This window comes from Rhodococcus sp. OS5 (assembly GCF_056837585.1).
Genome location: NZ_CM166368.1, coordinates 20,359 through 41,834 on the forward strand (window position 1 = coordinate 20,359; position 21,476 = coordinate 41,834).

At 64.2% G+C, this 21,476-nt stretch carries 20 protein-coding genes and 1 tRNA gene; 8 read left to right on the forward strand and 13 right to left on the reverse strand.

What is annotated here, in order from left to right:
- Positions 1 to 49: 49 nt before the first annotated feature.
- On the reverse strand, positions 50 to 502 hold the full coding sequence (locus ACVZUB_RS00085) for a hypothetical protein (protein ID WP_482628053.1): 453 nt from the start codon (positions 500 to 502) through the stop codon (positions 50 to 52).
- A gap of 90 nt (positions 503 to 592) precedes the next feature.
- Between ACVZUB_RS00085 and ACVZUB_RS00090 the strand changes: the two genes are divergently transcribed.
- Together ACVZUB_RS00090 and ACVZUB_RS00095 are read left to right on the forward strand one after the other, a co-directional pair.
- A complete protein-coding gene (locus ACVZUB_RS00090) occupies positions 593 to 1,120 on the forward strand; it encodes a peptidylprolyl isomerase (RefSeq protein WP_007729190.1) in 528 nt (175 codons plus the stop codon).
- A gap of 17 nt (positions 1,121 to 1,137) precedes the next feature.
- Entirely contained in the window at positions 1,138 to 2,082 is a 945-nt protein-coding gene (locus tag ACVZUB_RS00095; protein WP_064075687.1) for a rhomboid family intramembrane serine protease, read from the forward strand.
- A gap of 31 nt (positions 2,083 to 2,113) precedes the next feature.
- On the opposite strand, the gene ACVZUB_RS00100 is transcribed toward ACVZUB_RS00095, so the two are convergent.
- Positions 2,114 to 2,641, reverse strand: coding sequence for a lipoprotein LpqH (locus tag ACVZUB_RS00100; protein WP_482628054.1), 528 nt, complete (start codon positions 2,639 to 2,641; stop codon positions 2,114 to 2,116).
- A gap of 304 nt (positions 2,642 to 2,945) precedes the next feature.
- Between ACVZUB_RS00100 and ACVZUB_RS00105 the strand changes: the two genes are divergently transcribed.
- Positions 2,946 to 4,289, forward strand: coding sequence for an MFS transporter (locus tag ACVZUB_RS00105; protein WP_064075278.1), 1,344 nt, complete (start codon positions 2,946 to 2,948; stop codon positions 4,287 to 4,289).
- On the opposite strand, the gene ACVZUB_RS00110 is transcribed toward ACVZUB_RS00105, so the two are convergent.
- Complete coding sequence (locus ACVZUB_RS00110; protein ID WP_482628055.1) at positions 4,280 to 6,145, reverse strand: helix-turn-helix domain-containing protein; 1,866 nt, start codon at positions 6,143 to 6,145, stop codon at positions 4,280 to 4,282. The two genes, ACVZUB_RS00105 and ACVZUB_RS00110, sit on opposite strands and share 10 nt — an antisense overlap.
- 139 nt (positions 6,146 to 6,284) lie before the next feature.
- Here ACVZUB_RS00110 and ACVZUB_RS00115 point away from each other — a divergent pair, with 139 nt between their 5' ends.
- Both ACVZUB_RS00115 and ACVZUB_RS00120 read left to right on the forward strand, forming a co-directional pair.
- On the forward strand, positions 6,285 to 7,652 hold the full coding sequence (locus tag ACVZUB_RS00115) for an FAD-binding oxidoreductase (RefSeq protein ID WP_482628056.1): 1,368 nt from the start codon (positions 6,285 to 6,287) through the stop codon (positions 7,650 to 7,652).
- A gap of 106 nt (positions 7,653 to 7,758) precedes the next feature.
- Positions 7,759 to 8,607 (forward strand): TauD/TfdA family dioxygenase, encoded by an 849-nt coding sequence (locus tag ACVZUB_RS00120; RefSeq protein ID WP_064688052.1) that lies wholly within the window; start codon positions 7,759 to 7,761, stop codon positions 8,605 to 8,607.
- A 7-nt stretch (positions 8,608 to 8,614) separates the two neighbouring features.
- Here ACVZUB_RS00120 and ACVZUB_RS00125 read toward each other — a convergent pair whose 3' ends face one another.
- Positions 8,615 to 9,106, reverse strand: coding sequence for a PH domain-containing protein (locus tag ACVZUB_RS00125; protein ID WP_003942511.1), 492 nt, complete (start codon positions 9,104 to 9,106; stop codon positions 8,615 to 8,617).
- Between the two features lie 107 nt (positions 9,107 to 9,213).
- Positions 9,214 to 9,477 (reverse strand): cell division protein CrgA, encoded by a 264-nt coding sequence (crgA, locus tag ACVZUB_RS00130; protein ID WP_003942576.1) that lies wholly within the window; start codon positions 9,475 to 9,477, stop codon positions 9,214 to 9,216.
- A gap of 102 nt (positions 9,478 to 9,579) precedes the next feature.
- Here crgA and ACVZUB_RS00135 point away from each other — a divergent pair, with 102 nt between their 5' ends.
- A complete protein-coding gene (locus tag ACVZUB_RS00135; RefSeq protein WP_003942461.1) occupies positions 9,580 to 10,293 on the forward strand; it encodes a DUF881 domain-containing protein in 714 nt (237 codons plus the stop codon).
- 22 nt (positions 10,294 to 10,315) lie between these two features.
- Entirely contained in the window at positions 10,316 to 10,981 is a 666-nt protein-coding gene (locus ACVZUB_RS00140) for an aminodeoxychorismate/anthranilate synthase component II (RefSeq protein WP_003942537.1), read from the forward strand.
- 57 nt (positions 10,982 to 11,038) lie between these two features.
- Here the strand turns inward: ACVZUB_RS00140 and pknB are convergent, their stop codons facing one another.
- The 7 genes from pknB to ACVZUB_RS00175 form a co-directional block, all read right to left on the reverse strand.
- Positions 11,039 to 12,964 carry a Stk1 family PASTA domain-containing Ser/Thr kinase gene (pknB, locus tag ACVZUB_RS00145; protein WP_007729221.1) on the reverse strand — a complete coding sequence of 642 codons (1,926 nt, stop codon included), beginning with the start codon at positions 12,962 to 12,964 and terminating at the stop codon, positions 11,039 to 11,041.
- Positions 12,961 to 14,319: a protein kinase domain-containing protein gene (locus ACVZUB_RS00150; RefSeq protein WP_063315330.1), complete on the reverse strand. Its 1,359-nt coding sequence runs from the start codon at positions 14,317 to 14,319 to the stop codon at positions 12,961 to 12,963. The genes pknB and ACVZUB_RS00150 overlap by 4 nt, the downstream gene beginning before the upstream one ends.
- A gap of 3 nt (positions 14,320 to 14,322) precedes the next feature.
- Positions 14,323 to 15,789, reverse strand: coding sequence for a peptidoglycan D,D-transpeptidase FtsI family protein (locus ACVZUB_RS00155; RefSeq protein WP_007735774.1), 1,467 nt, complete (start codon positions 15,787 to 15,789; stop codon positions 14,323 to 14,325).
- A complete protein-coding gene (locus tag ACVZUB_RS00160; protein ID WP_007735775.1) occupies positions 15,786 to 17,237 on the reverse strand; it encodes an FtsW/RodA/SpoVE family cell cycle protein in 1,452 nt (483 codons plus the stop codon). The genes ACVZUB_RS00155 and ACVZUB_RS00160 overlap by 4 nt, the downstream gene beginning before the upstream one ends.
- Positions 17,237 to 18,661: a PP2C family protein-serine/threonine phosphatase gene (locus tag ACVZUB_RS00165; RefSeq protein ID WP_007735776.1), complete on the reverse strand. Its 1,425-nt coding sequence runs from the start codon at positions 18,659 to 18,661 to the stop codon at positions 17,237 to 17,239. Before ACVZUB_RS00165 ends, ACVZUB_RS00160 begins: the two co-directional genes overlap by 1 nt.
- On the reverse strand, positions 18,658 to 19,122 hold the full coding sequence (locus tag ACVZUB_RS00170) for an FHA domain-containing protein FhaB/FipA (protein WP_003943418.1): 465 nt from the start codon (positions 19,120 to 19,122) through the stop codon (positions 18,658 to 18,660). The genes ACVZUB_RS00165 and ACVZUB_RS00170 overlap by 4 nt, the downstream gene beginning before the upstream one ends.
- Positions 19,123 to 19,308: 186 nt before the next feature.
- Positions 19,309 to 20,727, reverse strand: a complete 1,419-nt coding sequence (locus tag ACVZUB_RS00175) for a DUF3662 and FHA domain-containing protein (protein ID WP_020905627.1) — start codon at positions 20,725 to 20,727, stop codon at positions 19,309 to 19,311.
- Between the two features lie 254 nt (positions 20,728 to 20,981).
- On the opposite strand from ACVZUB_RS00175, the gene ACVZUB_RS00180 reads away from it, so the two are divergent.
- Positions 20,982 to 21,067 (forward strand) — tRNA-Leu (locus ACVZUB_RS00180).
- Between the two features lie 53 nt (positions 21,068 to 21,120).
- On the opposite strand, the gene ACVZUB_RS00185 is transcribed toward ACVZUB_RS00180, so the two are convergent.
- On the reverse strand, positions 21,121 to 21,462 hold the full coding sequence (locus ACVZUB_RS00185; protein ID WP_312638009.1) for a hypothetical protein: 342 nt from the start codon (positions 21,460 to 21,462) through the stop codon (positions 21,121 to 21,123).
- Between the last annotated feature and the right edge of the window lie 14 nt (positions 21,463 to 21,476).

Genomic DNA, 21,476 nt, shown 5'->3' on the forward strand with positions numbered 1-21,476 from the left:
CATCGAAAAGCCCCGGAACACAGTGTGTTCCGGGGCTCTTGTATGTCGACTACGCGGTCTTCTCGGCCGAGTTCTCCTCGAGGCGCGGGGGTGCGGAAGCGACCGGCGGATGCTCGCGTCGGCGGCTCTTGAAGAACACCGCGCCACCGATCACCGCAACACCGGCGATGACGAACACCGTGACGCGCTTGCGGCCGCGAGGCTTCTCGGTGCGTTCCGCGGACTTCGTGGGGATAGCCTTTGCGCGCTCGACGCCCTTCTTGGTGAGGACTTTGCCCTGACGGCCCAGGAACAACCCGACCTGCCCAGCGCCGCGAGCGACCGACGTGGCGACCACCGCAGCGATGCGGCGAGCGTTGTCGGCTGCCTCGGACTCTTTGATGCGAGCCGCTGTCTCTTCGAGGTAGGCGGCAGTCTCGTCGAAGGTGTCCTCGACGCGGGCGCGCGCGTGATCGAAGGTGTCGGGCAACTGCGTGCTGAGGGACTCGGTCACTCGTGTCATGACTTCACTGTGCCATAACAGTGGGGCGAGGACAGGGAGACTTTTGCGGGGCGACATCCGCGAGAACGCCGGCAATGGCACGATGGTGGTGTGACTTCAACTCATCAGACCGCAACCGCAACGCTGCACACGAACCGCGGCGACATCAAGATCGCTCTGTTCGGCAACCATGCGCCGAAGACCGTCGAGAACTTCGTCGGCCTCGCCGACGGCTCGAAGGAGTACACCACCGCAAACGCCGCCGGCACCAAGACCGGCCCGTTCTACGACGGTGCCATCTTCCACCGCGTCATCGACGGCTTCATGATCCAGGGTGGCGACCCCACCGGAACCGGCACCGGCGGCCCGGGCTACAAGTTCGGTGACGAGTTCCACCCGGAACTGCAGTTCGACCGCTCCTACCTGCTGGCCATGGCCAACGCAGGCCCGGGAACCAACGGCTCGCAGTTCTTCATCACCACCGGCCCGACGCCGCACCTGAACCGTCGCCACACCATCTTCGGTGAGGTTCTCGACGACGATTCCAAGAAGGTTGTCGACGCTATCTCCTCCACCGCCGTCGATCGTGGCGATCGTCCGGTCGAGCCCGTCGTGATCAACAGCATCACCATCTCCTGAACAGGTAAAACAAGCAGATGACGAACCCCGGTTGGGGCGGCGGTGCGAGTGAGGGCATCCCGCCCCAACCGCGGTGCGTCCGCCATCCAGATCGACCCACCGCACTTTCCTGCAATCGTTGTGGACGTCCGGCGTGCCCGGACTGCCTCCGCGAGGCGGCGGTGGGATACCAATGTGTTGACTGTGTAGCTGCCGGCCAACGCGATGTCCGCCCCGTTCGGGGCGTCGCCGGAAACACCGTGAGCCCCGCCCGTGCGATCCCGATCGTGACGTACACCTTGATGGGGCTCAACGTCCTGGCGTTCCTCGCCACCTTCGCGCAGTCGCGAAGCATCATGAACAATCAGGTCGGCTCGTCGATCTTCGCGAACTGGGCACTCAATCCGGGTCTGGTCGCCAGCGGTGACTGGTTCCGGCTCATCGGCTCCGGGTTCTTGCACTTCGGCATCTTGCACCTCGCGGTCAACATGTACGCCCTCTACATCCTGGGGCGCGACACCGAAATCGTGATGGGCCGCTCCCGGTACGTCGGCATCTACCTGGTTTCGCTCCTCGGCGGTTCCGCCTCGGTGATGGCGTTCCAGCCGGTGTTCTCCTCGCTCACGGCCCTGTCCTGGACCGCTGGAGCGTCGGGTGCAATCTTCGGCATCATGGGCGCACAGGCCGTCCTTCTACTGCGTTTGCGTCGAAGCCCGGTCCCGATCATCTCGGTGATCGCGATCAATGTGATCATCAGCATTTCGCTGCCCGGGATCTCGTTCTGGGGTCACGCGGGAGGTCTGGTGGCAGGTGCTGCAACGGCCGCTGCCTTCCTGTACGCCCCACAGTGGTTGGGCGCCGGTGAGAACCGCGTGAAGGCGGTGCGGATCGGCTGGATCGCTTTTGGTGCCGTCACAGTGGTGACGTTGGGAGTCATCGTGCTCCGCGTCGTCCAACTGCGCGAACAGCTGGGAATCAGCTAGCAAGAATCCTAGGGCCCAGCCGTTCTATGGATCAGCCGCCGATGATGGACTCGCAGGCGAATGTGATCTCGAAGCTCGACGTCGCCGTCGGGTTGCCCTTGTCCCGGGCGCCGATTCCCTCGCCCGTCACCACGAAGGTACTGCCGTCCTGCTTGGCACTGGCAGATCCGCCGGGCAGGCCTGGTGCGTATCCGGCGGTGTACGGCAGACCGTTCGATCCACCCTCGCTTCCGGCGATTCCAGCAGTCTGAACCGTGCCGGATTCATCGACGAAGGCCGAGACGGTCAACATGCCGTAGGTGGCATTTTCCGCGTCGAGCAGTGTCATAACTGTCCTGCCGCCGTCCTTTGCGCACTTCGTCTCGAATTTGGCGTCGAGTGTCTTCCCGCCGACGGTGGCCGAGGATGTAGCGGACGAGGCGCCGGCAGCGCTCTTGTCGGAGTTGGTCTTGTCGGAGTCGCTGCCGCAGGCGGAGGCGAATAGAGCGACCGCCGCGATGGTGGCAGCGACTGCGGTGGAGGACCGGCGGGTCATCGTGGTCCGAACCAACTTCGTCATGTTCTGTCCTTCAAGTCACGCGGTGCGTCCGCACTTGCTCTGGCTGTTTCGCCGACAACACTAGCCAGTGACTTGGTGCTCGTAGCTCTAAACCCCCAGCTCAGACGGGTTTGTCGCCTTCGACTGTTCAGGGACGTTCGTCGGGCTGCCCGGGATCATCTGTCGGATCTTTGGGAGCAATCGCACATGCAGAGACGGCTTCTGTAGAGATTGTCCACATAGGTTGGGCTCGGTCGTGCTTCTACTGTGGCTTGAGTCACTTCGTAGATAGCAACGCTGACCTTTTCCGAGGAGTACCCCTGCAATGACCTCCACCGATAGCACCACCACTGACGGTGGGGTTGCGCCGAGCGAGATCGAAACTCGCGTGGTGAAGAAGGTAGCGCGCCGGCTGATTCCCTTCCTGATCCTGCTCTATTTCGTGAACTATCTGGATCGTACGAACATCGCTTTCGCCAAGCTCACCATGAGCGCCGACCTCGGTATGACCGAGACGATGTTCGGGCTCGCATCCGGACTCTTCTTCGTCGGCTATCTGTTGTTCGAGGTGCCGAGCAACCTGGCCCTGCACCGCTTCGGCGCCCGGCTGTGGATCGCGCGGATCATGCTCACCTGGGGCATCCTCGCCGCTGCGCTGGCATTCGTGCCCAACGTGGGCAGCCTCTATTTCCTCCGCATTCTGCTGGGAATCGCCGAGGCCGGCTTCTTCCCCGGAGTTCTTCTCTACCTGACCTTCTGGTTCCCGAAGAAGTACCGCGTACGCCTGATGGGCTTGTTCCTGCTGACACTTCCGCTCTCGTCGGCGCTCGGTGCCCCGCTCTCGGCGGCCATCATCCAGTACGGCGACGGCCTGTTCGGGTTGGCCGGATGGCGCGTGATGTACCTGATCGAGGGTCTGCCCGCCGTGATCTTGGCGTTTGTCGTCTGGTTCTACCTCACCGACCGTCCCGCCGACGCGAAGTGGTTGACCCTCGAGGAGCGCACCTGGCTGATGAAGTCGATGGCCGACGAGGAGAAAGAACTCGGCGACGCCGGTCACCAGTCGGCCGGCAAAACCCTGCGTGATCCCCGCGTCATCGGTTTCGGTCTGGTCTACTTCGGAATCACGTACGGCCTTTACGCTTTGAGCTTCTTCCTGCCCAGCATCGTCGCGGGATTCAAGCAGACGTTCGACACCGATTTCTCGCTCGTCGAGACCGGCCTGATCGTGGCCGTCCCCTACGCGATCGGCGCTGTCGCGATGGTGCTGTGGAGCCGCCATTCCGACAAGACCGGTGAACGAATGTGGCACGTTGCAGCCCCGACGCTCCTGGGCGCGGTATCCATTCCGATTGCGCTGTACCTGGATTCACCGTTCACCGTCATGATCGCGGTCTCGCTCACCGCCGTCGGCGTGCTGTGTGCACTCCCCGTCTTCTGGTACCTTCCCACCACGTTCCTGACGGGTGCCAGCGCGGCCGCGGGCATCGCCATGATCAACTCGATCGGCAACGCGTCGGGCTTCGGTGCTCCGTACATCACCGGCTGGCTCACCGATGTGACCGGAAATGCCAAGGCAGGACTGTGGGTGGTGGGCGCCGTGATGCTCTGTGCCGCAATCCTTGTGGTGGCGCTGGCAAAGCGATCGAGCAAGCCCGCTCAGATCTGACCGAGTTTCCCCGCACTGGCACGCAGCCGGATCAGGAGCGCAAGATCGAGCGCCTGGTCCGGCTGACGCCACTGTGTACCGATCAACCTGTCGATCGACTCGAGCCGTTGGTACAGGGTGTTGGCGTGAATCGCGAGCGCGGCGGCGGTCGCGGAGTGCTTGCAGTTGTGCGACAGGTACGACGCGAGGGTGTCCAATAGCGGAACGCCGCGTCGTTGCTCCTCCTCGAGGAGAGGACCGAGGGAACGATCTGTCAGGGCTTCCAGTTCTTCGCGGCCGGTGCGGCTGAGGAGAATTCGGTAAATGCCGAGTGAACTTGCCGGTTCCACGTGGGAGGCCCGCCCGAGAGTCTCGAGGACGTCGACGGTGTGCTGTGCCTCGACATACGCCCGCGCCAGACCTTCCGCTCCCACCGCGGGATCGGCGATTCCGACGGTCGGGTTCTCCGCCGGCTGCACCCACGCCGCCGCAACTGCTGCCGGTGACATTCCGGGAATCAGTGCGATGACTCGTGAACCATGTTCGGCAACAACGGTTCCTGACGGGAATGCAATTTCCTCGATACTGCGACGCGCACGGTCGACGGCGTCAGCCGGGCGGGCCACCACGACGGTGTATGAGCGGTCGGGGTTGAGTCCAGCCAGGCGGAACTGACCGGTGACTTCGGCCGGCGTCGGCGCTGGCCTGGTGATCAGATCGACCAGAAATGCGTCGCGTGCTCGACGGGTAGCTTCCCTGGCCGCCCGTTCGCCTACCAGCGCAAGCGCAATGGCCGGGGCTGACCTTTCGAGTGCCAATCTCATGGCGGCGGTGGGTTCCTGGCGCGAGAGTAGGAACAGAACTCCGAGTTGGTCACCGGCACTGCGTACTTCGGTGGCGAACAGGAACTGCTCACCGACGGTGAGCGTCACCTCCTGCTCGCGTCGGTCAGCGGCAAAGATGTCGAAGACCCGATGCACGCTCTCGCTCACCCGTTGCAGTCCCGGTGGAATCTCGGATGTTCCGGTCACGAAGAACACCGGCGAACCCGTCGACGCCGAGGTTTCCTCCACGAGTTCGCGAACACCGCCGCCGCGCAGGACAACCTGAGTGAGCGAACGATCCCAAGTCAGTGTCTGTTCGAGAAGTGCTGTGCGCTCGGCAAGTTCGGTGTTCGCTGCGTTCACTTCCGCAACCGTCGCGCGATAGCGTTCGAGAGAGCGGGCATTCTCGATCGCCACCGAGGCATGGGCTGCGAGTGCGGACAGCAACGCAACTTCCTCGTTGCCGAATCGGCGCTCTTGACGTTTGCACGCGCACAGGGCACCCAGGATCTTGCCGTTCAAAGTCAGCGGCACAGCCAGCAGGCCGCGCATGTTCTCGGCTCGCGCTGCGTCGTCGGCCGGTCCGATGTGTGCAAACGAGGGATCGTTTCGGTAGTCGGGAGACCAAGCAGGAGAGGAGTTCTCGACCACGCGACCGATGAGGCCTTCACGGAACGGAACTGTGAGGCCGAGCAGTTGCGACGTGTACGCCCCGCTCGTGACTTCGATGATCAAGATGTCGTCATGAATGAGAGCAAGGTACGAAAGGTCAACGCCGAGTAGTCGTTTGGCCTGATCCACGATCTCCTGCAGGAGGGCGTGGTGATCGTGCATCGTGGTCAGCAGTGACGCGATGTCGTTGAGTGCCCCGAGTTCGGTGGCGCGCTGTCGGCGCTGAGCCAGGAGACTTCGTAGTTGAAGTGCCGATCGGGCTTCTCGCTCGATTTCGGCGGCGGCCTCGGGGCCTGACCCAGCGGCCAACTGATCGCGGTGTTCGATCAGTTCCTCGGTGGATGCCTCGGCCAGGAGAAGCTGTAGCCAGTTCTCGTGCATCCGCGCTCCCTTGTCAGACCAACTCGTCAGACCAACTTGTCAGGCCAACGATGAGTATGGAGAGAATGTCCATACAGTTTCCGGTTTCTCGGAGTAAATCTACATGGGGCGGTGTAGCGGCCGTCACTATCGTGGAGACATGACACTCCTCGAGGCGCTCGGCTCGCAGATCGATGCGGATCGACTGATCACCGACCCCGACATCATGGCGAGCTACATCCACGACGACGCCGAGTGGGCTCCGTACGAGATGCCGGTCGCAGTGGTCCGCCCGCGCACAGCCGAGCAGGTACAGACAGTTGTGCAGGCGTGCATCGCCCACGGTGCGCCCGTCGTCACGCGCGGAGCCGGAACCGGTCTGTCGGGTGGAGCCAACGCAGTCGCCGGCGGCGTCGTGATCGCCTTCGACGCGATGAACGCCATCAAGGAGATCAACACCCTCGAGCGTTTGGCCGTGGTCGAACCCGGAGTGGTCAACGATCACCTCCGCGACGCCTGCGCCGAGCACGGCCTCTGGTATCCACCCGATCCGGCGAGCGCACCCTGGTCGACGATCGGCGGCAACGTCGCGACCAATGCCGGCGGCCTGTGTTGCGTCAAGTACGGCGTCACCAAGGACTACGTACTGGGCATGCAGGTGGTCACCGGAACCGGTGAGCTGGTTCGGCTCGGGCGTCGAACTGCCAAGGGAGTGGCTGGGTTTGATCTCTCGGCGCTCATGGTCGGCTCCGAAGGCACTCTCGGGGTGATCACCGAGGTGACCGTCAAGCTTCGTCCTCAGCGCGATCCCGAACGCACCATCGTCGGATACTTCGACTCCATCGTTGCTGCGGGCAAGGCCGTCGAGGCCGTCGCCGCAGACGGGCTCACGCCGTCGGCCCTCGAGCTGATCGATCGGCAGTGTCTCGTTGCCGTCGACGCCTGGAAGAACATGGGCCTCTCGGCTGACGCCGAGGTGGTCCTGCTCGGCCGCATCGACACACCGGGCGAGATCGGCGACGCCGAAGCTGAGCGAATGTTGGCCTGCTTCAACCGCTCTGGAGCTACCTGGAGCGCCAGATCCACCGACGAGGAAGAAGCCGACGCCCTGTTCTCCGCCCGGCGTCTGGCGTACCCCGCCCTCGAGCGGCTCGGCCCGGTGCTCACCGAGGACATCTGCGTCCCCAAGGCAGCGGTCCCGGAGATGCTGGCACGGATCGAGGCCATCTCGGCCAGGCACGACACGCACATCGCGAACATCGCGCATGCGGGTGACGGCAACCTGCACCCGCTGCTGATCACGCCACACGACGACGAAGCGGCGCGGAGGCGCGCTCAGGCCGCTTTTGCCGAGATCATCGACAACGCCCTCGAGTTGGGCGGAACCGTCACCGGTGAGCACGGCGTCGGCCTACTGAAGATGGGCGGCTTGGCGCAAGAACTGTCACCGGCCGTCGTCGCGATGCATCACGCGATCAAGGGCGCACTCGACCCCCACGGAATAATGAACCCCGGCAAGGTGATCTGAAAGGCTGGCTCCGTAACCGAATCGGTTTCCGGAGTTACGCCGTCGAAATGACGAGTTCCTACGCTCGAGTTGAACCGTTTGGCCAACTCGACGTATGGAGTCATGAATGTTCTCTTCCGATTTGACGCTGGCAAGTGTTGTTCCGCGGCGCGTGGACACGGTCGAGGCCGTCCGGGCGGCAATCGCTCTGGACGGCGCCGCGGTCTTCGGTGGCCTGCACTCCGAGGAAGATGCCATTGCCTTCGCGTCGAAGTTGCTCGGTGAGAAGTGCATTCGCGTCGGCCGCCAGTTCGAGGCGAGCGCCAAAAGTCAGGATGCCGAAGCCGCTGTCGTCGACACCCAACCGGTGGACGAACGCGGGCGCAAGCGCTCGTTCGGTATCTCCGGCGAGCGGATGACCGCCCACAACGACGGTTTCGCGTTCGGCGATTACGCTCCCGATTACCTGTTTCTGTGGTGCAAGCGCCCGGCGTACCCGAGTGGCGGCGACTCGTTTCTCATCGACGCGGTCAAACTGACCCAATTGCTCGCCTTCGATCCCGCAACAGCGGAGCTGGCCGAATTCTGTTGGAGCACAGACATCGACCATTCGGAACCGAACTTCCCGCAGAACACATTTGCGCCGATCGCCAGGACGGTGCCGAGTGGACGCAACCAGGTTCGCTATCACCCGTACCTCGCGCCGATCGCCGGTGAATCGGAAGTAGCGCAGTGGCCGCTGGTGAAGCAGTGGAGTGAGGCTGTGATTCACGTGCGAGACAGCGGTCCGATGTTCCGAGCAGAAGCCGGCGAGATGATCTGCATCGACAACTACCGGGTACTGCACGGCCGCGATGGATACACCGACCCCGGCCGTGAGCTGTACTCGATCTGGGGATGGTCGAGCGACGCAGTCGCGGTGCCGCAGCAGGCTCTCGACATCGTGCAGCCGGACCTCGCGGCACTGGCCATGTAACCAGCGCTTATTTCTCGGGCGGCACCAAACCGTGGACGGCGAGCACGTCCAGGACGTCCTCCGGTGACGTGCCGAGATCCCACCGTCCGAAGATCAACAGCTTCTCCGTGTCGGTGGGACGGTCGACGATGTCGATCTCGAGCATCGGGACGCGTCGACCCAGACGCGGGTAGCGGACGAGACGCACGCGGTCGATCTGTTCGCGGGTGAACTCGTGGCGGGCGCGCAATCGCTGCACCGCGATCGACTTGGTTCCCGCGTCTTCGATCACAGCCAGGCGGGGACGCTGACGCAGGGCGAGTCCGCCCATCACGAACAGCCCGATCACCGCGAGGGCGAGCAGGAAGCGTCCGGCAGGCTCCGTGGGCGCGATTATCGAGGCGATCGCGAGGGCAATTCCGCCGCCGAACATCGCGTAGACAACACCCATCGGAGTGGCCCACGAGATCACCTCCGTGACGTTGTCACGAGGCTGTGGATGAAATTCATCCTCGAGCATGTGGATAACTTCCTAGGTTGTCCACAGGAGTTATCCACAATGGGGATGAATGACACCCATGTAATTGAATGACGGTCACGATCCGGGTCGAATCAGATACTCGCTGGTCAGCGCCATCTCATGGTCATCACAAGGCCCACAACCATGAAGCCGAAGCCGACGAGGAAGTTATAGTTTCCCAAGTCGTTCATCCACGTGATCGAATCCGCGGCCAAGTAGTACACAATCAGCCATGCCAGGCCGACAAGCATGAATCCGAGCATCACCGAGACGTACAACGTGCTCGACGGACCCATCTTCACCTTCACCGGAGTGCGGTTTGCCGGGTTGACTGTGTAGTCGTTCTTCTTACGGACCTTCGACTTGGGCATGACGTCCTCGCTCTACGGTGTGACCTGCATGTGTTACCTACACGCTAACGTAGCTGTGTCCAGTTGGTCACCGGCCGACCTGCACAATCCGGGAGGAGCCACGTGTCTTCGGGTGAATCTTCACGAACCGTCTGGCACATCGGTGTACTTGCCGTCTGCCTGGTAGCCGGTCTGATGGTCGCCACGGCGCAACGATCCGCCGAGGAAAACCAGCTCCAGGTCACCGAAAGCACCAGGCTCTCCGATCTTGTCCGCAGCGCCCAGGCCAATGCCGAAAAAGTTTCGGCCGACCGGGACGAACTTGCCGCTCAGCTCGATTCCCTGCAGCAAGACGCCGCTCGGTCCGACGCCGGAGTGGCCGCCGCGCTCGGTGACATCAAGAACATCTCCGCCGACGCGGGACTGACGGAGATGACCGGCCCGGGTGTTGTCGTCACGATGACGGACGCTCCGCGCAACGCCGACGGCAAGTATCCGGTCGACGCCACCCCGGACGACCTCGTCGTGCATCAGCAGGACGTTCAGAGCGTCCTGAACGCACTGTGGGCCGGCGGGGCCGAAGCGGTGGGCATGCAGGACCAGCGGATCATCAGTACGTCGGCGCCGCGGTGCATCGGAAACACTCTTCTTCTTCACGGACGTACCTACAGCCCGCCGTACGTGATGAGCGCCATCGGTGACGTTGCGCGCCTCGAGGCGGCCCTCGCTGCCGAACCGGGCATTCGGATCTACAAGCAGTACGCGACCCGCTTCGGCCTCGGGTACACGCAGGCAACGCCGTCGCAGATCACGGTCCCCGCCTATACCGGCGGATAGCACAGGCGTTTACCCTGCTCTCATGAGGATTCTCGTCGTCGACAACTACGACAGCTTTGTGTTCAACCTGGTGCAGTACCTCGGCCAGCTCGGAACCGAAGCCGTGGTCTGGCGCAACGACGATCCACAACTGACGGCAGACCTCGAAGGTGCAGTAGCGCAGTTCGACGGCATTCTCCTGAGCCCGGGCCCCGGAACTCCGCAGCGCGCGGGAGCGACGATGGATCTGGTGAAGGTCTGCGCCGACACCAAGACCCCGCTGCTTGGCGTCTGCCTCGGACATCAGGCGATCGGTGCGGCTTTCGGCGGAACCGTCGACCGCGCGCCCGAACTGCTTCACGGCAAGACGAGTCTGGTTCACCACAAGGACGTCGGCGTCCTGGCCGGGCTGCCCGATCCGTTCACCGCTACCCGCTACCACTCGCTGACGGTTCTCGAGGACACCATTCCCGAGGAACTCGAGGTGACCGCACACACCGAGAGCGGCGTCGTGATGGCGATGCGTCACCGCGAACTGCCGATTCACGGCGTCCAGTTCCACCCCGAGTCCGTACTCACCCAGGGTGGGCACCGGATGCTCGCGAACTGGCTCGCAGTCTGCGGTGAGGCGCCTCCGGAAGGACTCGTCGCAGCCCTCGAGGCCGAGGTCGCGTCGGCGCTCGGTGGCGCATTACCCGCAATTCTCTGACACCTGTCCACAAAAAAGTGCCTCCCGGAAATCTCCGGGAGGCACTTTTTCACTTTGCTAGCGGCCGGGGATTCCGAGCGCTCCGACGCTGACGGTGATGACCGCGTCCTTGGAGATCTCCGAGCCCGGAGGCTGCGTCTGCGAGACGATCTTGCCCACCATTTCCGGGGTGAGCGTCGTGCTCTGGTTCTGCACCAGTTGCGATGCAGTTCCCGCCCAACCGGCTGCGCGAAGCGTGCTCAACGCCTCCGACACCGTCTTGTTGGTCAGATCAGGCATCGCGACCTGGTTGCCATTGGACACTCGTAGCGTCACGGTCGAACCCTTGGTGGCCGACGTACCGCCGGTCGGGTCGGTCGAAACAACCTGTCCCTTCGGCAGTCCCGAATCGATCTCCGTGATCTGGACGACGAACCCGGCACCTTCGATGTTGGGCCTCGCCACCTCTTCACGCTGACCGGTGACGTCCGGGACACGAACCTGCTCCGGTCCGGTGCCGACGGTGATCGAGACCGCGGAATCGAGAACAACCGACACTCCGACGGCCGGATCCTGATTGACGATCTTGTCGACCTCGGCGACGGTCGATGCCGCCTTGCCGATGGTCGGATCAAGTCGGAGTCCGACGGAGTTGAGCTTCTTCTCCGCGTCGTCCTGGCTCAGCCCGGTCAGGCGTGGGATCGCGACCTGCTCGGGTCCGGTGGACACGTCGATGGTGACGGTGCTGCCCTTCTCGATACGCACCCCGGCAACCGGACGCGTCGTGATGACGTTTCCGGCGGCGATCACCTTGTCCGTCTTCTGCTGACGCTCCACCTGGAATCCGGCGTTGGTCAGCGTCGCCTCGGCGACGTCGGCGGGCTGGTTGGTCAGGTCACCCGGAACGGTCACCATCTCGACCTTCGGCGAGTTCACCCGAATGAGGAAGAACGTCACCAGACCGATCACCAGAAGCGCCGCGATGCCCATCAGGGCGTAGCGTCCGCCCTTCTTCTTGGCAGGCGGCTCGGCGGCGCGAGTTGTCCTCGCAGCAACCGGCTCGACCGGATCGGGAGCAGTGCGGTAGTTCCCGGTGTCGGAGCCGACGGCGCCGAGGATGGTGGTGCGGTCCTCGTCGTTCATCACCATCGGCGCACTCGGACGCTGACCGCCCAGGACACGTACCAAGTCGCTGCGCATGTCGCCGGCGCTCTGGTAGCGGTTGGCCGGGTTCTTGCTCATCGCCTTGAGAATGATCGAATCCAGCTCGCGCGGAATGTCGGGATTGATCTCCGACGGCGTCTGCGGATCTTCACGAACATGCTGGTACGCCACGGCGACCGGTGAATCACCCTTGAAGGGCGGCTCGCCCGTCAGAATCTCGAACAGCACACAACCGAGCGAGTACACGTCCGAACGCGCGTCGACCTGCTCACCTCGCGCCTGCTCCGGCGAGAGGTACTGAGCGGTGCCGATCACGGCGGCCGTCTGCGTCATCGGGCTCGACGCGTCGGAAATGGCACGGGCGATACCGAAGTCCATCACCTTCACGGCGCCGGCACGGTTGATCATGATGTTGGCGGGCTTGACGTCGCGGTGCACGATGCCGTTGCGGTGGCTGAAGTCCAAAGCGGCACAGACGTCCGCGATCACTTCCATCGCCTTGCGCGGAGCCATCGGCCCGGTGCTGCGCACGATGTCACGCAACGTGTCGCCGTCGACGTACTCCATGACGATGTACGGCAGCGGCCCGGCGTCGGTCTCGGCTTCACCGGTGTCGTAGACGGCCACGATCGCCGGATGGTTCAGCGCGGCAGCGTTCTGCGCCTCACGACGAAACCGCAAGTAGAACGTGGGATCGCGTGCGAGGTCTGCACGCAGCACCTTGATCGCGACGTCGCGGCTGAGTCGGAGGTCGCGCGCCAGGTGAACCTCGGACATTCCGCCGAAGCCGAGAATCTCACCCAGCTCGTAGCGGGAGGAGAGATTGCGGGGTGTCGTCATTGGTCTTGTCCTAGCGGTTCTTCAGCGTCTCCGGGATCCGCCAACGGCTCAGTGGTCGTTGTGGTCGTCGTTGTCGTCGTGGTGGTGGTTGTGGTCGTCGGAGTTGTTGTGGTCGTGGTCGGCGTTGTCGTGGTGGTTGTCGGCTCGGTCGTTGTGGTCGTCGGCCGAGTCGTCGTTGTTGTCGGCTCGGTGGTCGTCGTCGTCGGCCGAGTCGTCGTGGTGGTGGGCTTGGTCGTCGTGGTGGTCGGCAACGTCGTGGACGTGACGACGGGCGGCGTCGGGTCGCTCGGACCGTCGGTCGCGATCCAGACTCCGCCGATGATCAACGCCAACAGGATCAATCCGCCGCCGGCCCACGCCACGGCCTTCTGTCCACTGGTCAGTCCGCCGGCTGCCGCGTCGTCCGCAGCAGCGGCGCCCGTCACCGGGCCCGCGTACGTCGGCGGCATGACCTGCGTGGCACCCGTTGCCGGCAACGCGCTCGCGGCACCGGTGGCGAGCAGACCGGGCGGCGGTGGACGTCTCCCTGCCCGAACGGCTGCAACGGCGTCGGCGAACTCGCCGCCACTGGCGTAGCGGCCGGCCGGATCCTTGGTCAACGTGATGTCGATGAGCTCGCGGATGTTCGGCGGCAGGTCGGCCGGCATCGGCGCCGGGGTTTCCTGCACGTGCTTCATCGCGACGGTCAGCGCGCCGTCACCGGTGAACGGGCGTCGACCCGAAAGTGCTTCGTATCCGACGATTCCCAGCGAGTACACGTCGCTCGCCGCGGTCGCGTCCTGACCGAGGGCCTGCTCGGGCGCGATGTACTGGGCGGTGCCCATCACCATTCCCGTGCGCGTGACAGGAGAGTTCTCGACGGCCTTGGCGATGCCGAAGTCCGTGATCTTCACCTGGCCAGTAGGCGTGATGAGGATATTGCCCGGCTTCACGTCGCGGTGCACGACACCGGCGTCGTGTGCGACCTGCAGGGCGCGGCCGGTCTGCTCGAGCATGTCGAGGGCATGCGGAACCGCCAGGCGGCCGACGCGTGCCAGGACGGCGTTGAGCGGTTCACCGTTGACGAGTTCCATCACCAGGTACGCCGTGGAATCACCCGAGCTGTCACGGGTCTCGCCGTAGTCGTAGATTCCGGCGATACCGGGATGGTTGAGCTGTGCGGTGGTGCGGGCCTCGAAGCGGAAGCGCTCCAAGAACTCCGGATCGGAAGAGAACTCGGACTTGAGTACCTTGACGGCGACGCGACGGTTGAGCCGGGAGTCGGTGGCTTCCCACACCTGACCCATCCCACCGGTGGCGATGAGACGGATCAATCGGTAACGATCGGCGATCAAAGCGCCGTTGTTCAACGCCACGGTTCAGCCCCCTTGGATTCCGGCTGCGATGACTGCACGACCGATCGGCGCAGCAACCGAGCCACCGGTAGCGGCGAGTCCGCGGTCACCACCGTTCTCGACGATGACGGCCACGGCGACCGTCGGATTCTGCGCCGGTGCAAAAGCGATGTACCAGGCGTGCGGCGGAGTTTCCCGCGGATTCACGCCGTGCTCGGCGGTACCGGTCTTGGACGCGATCTGAACGCCGGGGATCTTGCCGTCGCCGCCGGTGAAGTTCTCCGAGCCGATCATCAGATCGGTCAGCGTTGCCGCAACTGCCGGCGAGATCGCCTGACCCATCGACACCGGTGACGGCGTACTGAGATCGGTCAGATCCGGTGCCTGCAACTGGGAGATCAGGTTGGGCTGCATCCGCACACCACCGTTGGCGACGGTAGCGGCGATCACTGCATTCTCGAGCGGGGTCACCGCGACGTCGCGCTGGCCGATACTGGTCTGGCCGAGAGCCGCGTCGTCGGAGATGTCGCCGACGGTGCTGTCCGCAACCGGCAGCGGGATCGCGGGAGTGTTGGGTCCGATGCCGAAGGCGCTGGCCTCGTCCTTGATGGCGTCGGCGCCGTCCTTGATGCCCAGTTCGACGAAAGCCGTGTTGCACGAGCGCGCAAACGCGTCACGCAACGACGCCGTCGGGTTGGGGCCGCACGTGCTGCCGTTGTAGTTCTCGAGGGTCGTGCTGGTGCCGGGCAGCGTGATCTGCGGCGCCGCGGTCAGCTGGTCGTCCGGCGTCGCACCGTTGCCAAGAGCTGCAGCCGTGGTGAGCACCTTGAACGTCGAACCGGGCGGGTAGGTCTGCGAGATAGCGCGGTTGACCAACGGATCGTTGGGATCGGCATTGAGCTCGTCCCACGCCTTGGTGGTTTCGGCGCCGTCGTGGCTGGCAAGCAGGTTCGGGTCGTAGCTCGGAGTGCTGACCATCGTCAGGATGCGTCCGGTGCTCGGCTCGATCGCGACGACGGAACCGGTGTAACCCTTGCTGGTCAGCTGGTCGTACGCCACCTGCTGCATGGCCGGATTGAGCGTCGTGACGACGTTGCCGCCGCGCGGATCGCGTCCGGACACCAGGTCGAAGAAGCGCTGACTGAACAACCGGTTGTCCGAGCCGTTGAGAATCGGATCTTCGGTGCGCTCGAGGCCGGCGCTGCCGTACTGCATCGAGTAGAAGCCCGTGACCGGTGCGTACGGGTACGGATTCGGATACTCGCGCAGGTACTTGTACCGGTCGTCGGTGGCGCGGGAGGCGGCAAGCACCTGACCGGAAGCCGAGATCTGACCTCGCTGGCGTGAGTACTCGTCGAGCAGCACCCGCGAGTTGCGCGGGTCGGCTCGCAGGTCGTCAGCTTTGATGACCTGTACGTACGTGGCGTTGGCGAGGAGCGCGACGACCATCACCATGACGGCCATCGCGACGCGGCGCAGTGGAGTGTTCATACGCGCGGCATCATCTCGGTATTGGCGTCAGCGATTGGGGGCGGACCTTTCTTCTTCGTCACTACCGGCGCACGAGCCGCGTCCGAGATCCGGACGAGGATGGCCAGCAGTAGGTAATTCGCGAGCAGCGACGAGCCGCCGTACGACATGAACGGTGTAGTCAGACCCGTCAGCGGGATCAGCTTGGTGACGCCGCCGACGACAACGAAGATCTGGATCGCGATGGTGAACGACAGACCGGCGGCGAGCAGTTTGCCGAAGCTGTCGCGCACTGCCAACGCCGTACGCAGGCCGCGGACGATGAGAAGCAAGAACAGCATCAGCACAGCGGCCAGGCCGATCAAGCCGAGCTCTTCGCCGATGGTCGCGATGATGAAGTCCGTCTTCGCGAATGGCACCTGGTTGGGTCGACCACTGCCCAGACCTGTTCCGGCGATACCGCCGGTGGCCAGGCCGAACAGCGATTGCGAGATCTGATACCCGGTGTTGGCGTAGTCGCCGAGCGGGTCCAGCCAGGTGTCGACGCGCACGCGCACGTGTCCGAACATCTTGTAGGCGAAGAAGAATCCGATGGCGAGCAGTCCGCCGCCGATCACCAGCCAGCCCACACGTTCGGTCGCGATGTAGAGCATCACCAGCACGGTGCTGAAGAGCAGCAACGACGTACCGAGGTCGGTTTCGAAGACGAGAACGCCCACCGAGACGATCCAGGCGAGCAGGATCGGACCGAGGTCTCGGGCCCGCGGAAAGTCCATGCCCAGGAAGTGTTTACCGGCCGAGGTGAACAGGTCGCGCTTCGCGACGAGCACTGACGCGAAGAAGATGATGAGCAGGATCTTCGCGAACTCACCTGGCTGAATGCTGAATCCGGGCAGGCGAATCCAGATCTTCGCGCCGTTCACGCTCGAGAACTTCGCCGGCAGGATCGCAGGAATCGCCAGGAACACCAGACCTGCGAGGCCGAGGGTGTAGCTGAACCGCGCCATCAGGCGGTAGTCCTTCAAGAACACGAGCAGCAACACGAAACCGGTGATCGCCAGTGCAGTCCACATGACCTGCTGGTTCGCATCCGGTGACGGTGCCTCGACGCCGTTGTAGAGCGCAGTCTGTTCGTCGGCGAGGTCGAGTCGGTGGATGAGCACCAAACCCAGGCCGTTGAGCAGGGCGACGATCGGGAGCAACAGCGGATCGGCGTACGGCGCATACCGCCGAATTGCCAAGTGCGCGATCAGGAACAAGCCCGTGTACGCGAGCGCGTACTTGGCCAGATCGAGAGTGATCTTCTGTTCCTGGCTCGCCTCGACGAGCAGAAGCGAGACCGTCGTGATGATGACGGCAAAGCCCAGGAGCAGCAGCTCCATGTTTCGACGGGTCGACTGGACCGGCGCCGGGGCAAAACCTCCGGGCGGACTCGGAAAAGCCGTCCCCGCAGCTGCGTTGGACGACATCAGTTGACCGTCCTGCAAGTCTGACCGGGAATGTCGGTCGGCGTCGGCGTAGTCGTGGGTGCCGCCGTCGTCGGCGCAGCAGGCTCCCCGGGCGGTGCGGGGGGCGGCGTGGTCTCCGGTGCCGGCGGGGGAGTGGGCGTGGCCGTCGTCGTCGGAATCGGCTCACAACGAGGCAGCAGATCGCCGCCGATGAGACGGATCATCTGGCTCTGCGCATCCTCACGCTTGCCGGACGGCAACCCGGCGCGCACCTGCTCCTGCGCCGACGGCTGCAGATCCGTCACTTCGAGGATGTTGCAGTTGCTGGGAATCGCGTCGGGGGAGACGAGGGTCAGGACGTCGTCGTCGCCGACGCAACCCACCAGATCCGCGTCTTGCAGCGAGTAGCCGAGCACCGAACCGGGGATTCCGCGCAGCACCGTCACGCGACCGTTGTCTTCGCCGACGTAGTAGTTGTTGCGGATGACGGCGCGGCCGATCACGGCGCCGACGCCGACCAGCGCGATCAGCACCACGGCGAGGACCACCCACCACAACCGGTTCCGCTTCTTCTTCGGTTCCGGTTCGGGTTGGGAGACAACTCGCTTGGGCGTCGCGCGCGGCGGACGCATGGCAGCGGCGCGGCCGGCAGCGGTGTTGGGGGGAGGGGCGTCCTCTTCCTCTTCCGTCGACGCGGCGCCCGCGACGATGGGATGCGACTGGCCGTAGTCGAGGTCGATGACATCGGCGACGACGACGGTGACGTTGTCGGGACCGCCGCTGCGCAGCGCCAATTCGATGAGACGGTCGGCGCACTGCTCCTGCGAGCCCTCGCGCATCGTGTTCTCGATGGTCTCGTCGCTGACCACGTCGGAGAGGCCGTCGGAGCAGAGCAGGTAACGATCGCCGGCGCGGGCTTCGCGCACGGTGAGCGTCGGCTCGATCTCGTTGCCGGTCAGCGCCCGCATGATCAGGGATCGCTGCGGGTGCGTGTGTGCCTGTTCGGCGGTGATCCGGCCCTCGTCGACCAGCGACTGAACGAACGTGTCGTCACGGGTGATCTGCGTCAGGTGGTCGTCGCGCAGCAGGTAGGCGCGCGAGTCGCCGATGTGCACGAGGCCGAGCTTGCTGCCGGAGAAGAGGATCGCGGTGAGCGTGGTGCCCATGCCGTCGAGTTCGGGTTCTTCCTCGACGTGATCGGCGATGGAATCGTTGCCCTCGCGGGTGGCTGCCTCGAGCTTGCCGAGCAGATCCTCGCCGGGCTCGTCGTCGTCGAGATGCGCCAGGGCGGCAATCATCAACTGCGACGCGACCTCACCGGCCGCGTGTCCGCCCATACCGTCGGCCAAGGCCAGCAGGCGTGCACCGGCGTAGACGGAATCTTCGTTGTTGGAGCGCACGAGACCGCGGTCGCTGCGCGCCGCGTAGCGGAGAACAAGGGTCACGGGCGTAGCTCGATTACCGTCTTGCCGACGCGAACCGGGGTGCCCAGAGGCACGCGCACCGCAGTGGTGACCTTGGCGCGGTCCAGATAGGTGCCGTTGGTCGAACCGAGATCCTCGACGTACCAATCAGCGCCGCGCTGCGAGAGCCGCGCATGGCGCGTCGACGCGTAATCGTCGGTGAGAACGAGCGTCGAATCGTCGGCGCGGCCGATCATGACGGGTTGAGAACCGAGGGTGATGCGGGTGCCGGCGAGGGCGCCCTGCGTGACCACCAGGTACCGAGGCACCTTCGCCTTGCCCAGCGAGGGCAGGACCTTTCCGGCGCGGGTGTACCGCGGCGGAACCCTGACCCCGGAGCCGGCATAGATGTCGGAGCGGAGAGTGCGGAGGACTGCCCAGACGAACAGCCACAGTAGGAGCAGGAAGCCCGCCCGTGTGAGTTGCAGAATCAGGCCCTGCACGGCTGTCCACCTCCTTCTATGGCTCGAGCCCCGCCGCAGCGGGGTTCGAGCATTGTCGACTGGCAGCATCATAGGGGGCTCTGGGCCCCGAAGATCACGATACTGACAGCCGCGTGACGGCGGCGCGCCGACGGACCGCCGAATGTTCGATTGTTATCGGAAAAATCCTGGCGTCCGTTTCTCAGCTCAGAGAATGCGAACCAGAATCTCCGAGTGACCTGCACGAATGATGTCGCCGTCTGCCAGCTGCCAGTCCTGGACCGGTGCACCGTTGACGGTGGTGCCGTTCGTGGATCCCAGATCGGACAGCATCGCGGTGCGGCCGTCCCAACGGATGTCGATGTGGCGACGTGAGACGCCGGTGTCCGGGAGGCGGAACTGAGCTTCCTGGCCGCGGCCGATGACATTGCTGCCGTCGCGAAGCTGGAAGTGACGTCCGCTGCCGTCCTCGAGCTGCAGGGTTGCCGTCAGGCTCTGCGCCGTCGGTGCGTAACCGCCCTGCGGCTGGGCGTAGCCCTGCTGCGGGTAGGCCTGCGTCTGCTCGAAGTTGCCGCCCTGCTCGTAGCCGGCCTGCTCGTACGGCTGCTGTGTGTACGCCTGCTGGTCGTAGCCGCCCTGCTGGTAGCTCTGCTGGTCGTAGCCCGGCTGATCGTACGACTGGCCGTTGTACGGCTGCTGGTAACCCTGCTGGTCGTAGCCACCCTGCTGGTAGCCCTGCTGGTCGTACCCACCCTGGTACGCCTGCTGGCCGTAGCCCTGCTGATCGTACGGCTGCTGCTGGTAGCCCTGCTGGTCGTAGCCGCCGCCCTGCTGGTCATAGCCCTGCTGGTCGTAACCGGCCTGCTCGTACGGCTGCTGCTGGTTCGGGTACGCCTGCTGGTCGTAGCCACCCTGCTGCTGGTTGTAGCCCTGCTGGTCGTCGCCCGTGCGGTAACCGTCGCCGCGGTCGTAACCGTTCTGGTACGGCGCTTCCTGGCCCTGCGGAGCGGCGTAACCGCCGTCGTCGTGGGAGTACCCGTTCCGTGCCGGCTGCTGCGGTTCGGGCTGGCGACCCGCCGGTTCGCGGCTTGGTTCGTAGCCTGAGTTCTGCGTCATGGGGCCGGCTCCTGGTTGTGACGGGACTGGATTGGAAACAGGGGGAACAATCGGTGCGGGTCGCTGAGGCGGCCGTTGTGGAGGCCGCGACGAAACCTGCGGAACATGCGACGGCGGTGATGCCTGCTCGGCGTCACCATCCGGGTCGACGGTTCCGCGGGTGCGGAACTGACCGGTGTGGAGCGTAGGCGAAGGCTCGAATGTGACCGAGATATCGCCGTACGTCTGCCAACCCTGATCGCGGATGAAATCCTGCAGGTGTCGGCTGAAAGCTTTTGTCGTCAGTTCGCGATCGGCGGCCAACTCTTCGTGATCGGAGTTGTTGATGGTGATCACGTAGTTGTTGGGGGCGAGAAGGATTCCGCCGCCGAGGTGCTCGACGCGGTCACGTGCCTCCTGCTGGAGCGCCGCCTCTACTTCCTGCGGCACAACACCACCACCGAAGACCCGCGCGAATGCGTCGCCGACAGCTCCTTGGAGCTTTCGTTCGAATCGCTGCACGATGCCCATCGGGCCCTCCTCTCGCCTCGCATCTACGACGGCAAAATGCTCGGCAAGTAGCGCCGGCACCGCCTTGTCGCGTGTCGTCCAAACTGCTGTACAGGTTCCACGGTACTGTCAAATGTCGCTTCGGCAGTACCTGGCCGCTGTTTCAGCATGGTATCGGTTCTGGGCTTTTGGGTGCTCGGTGTTCATCGATTCGTGCCCTGAGCTGCACGAATAGAACTTTCAAAGTTTGTCGTGATAATGTTTCGGCGTTGCTCGGGCGAGTGGCGGAATGGCAGACGCGCTGGCTTCAGGTGCCAGTGTCCTTCGGGACGTGGGGGTTCAAGTCCCCCTTCGCCCACCACAAGACGAGGCTACAAACTCTAGCGAGTTTGTAGCCTCGTTTTTTGTTGTCGGCTATCTGGCCACAGCCTGGATGAAGCTCAGAACGAAGTCCAACGCGGTGCCTGCAAAGGAGTCGTTGACTGGTTGAGTGGCCGCGGCGGGCGCAGTGATCTGAGGGTTCATCATCCCTGGTGGCAGTGTGCCGGGTGGGAGATTGATGATGGCGTTGATGTCGTAGATGGTGTTGTCGGGACCGTTGGTCACCGAGAACGAGATACTGCCGAAGTCGGCGACCGGGCCATCGGCTGATGCAGTACCAACTGCACTGCCGAAGGTGATCGCGGCAGCGAGCGCGCCGACACCGAGGGCTGCGGTGGTTCGGGACAAACGAGTAGGCGTTTCGGGTCCATTCACAGATGTGCTCCCTT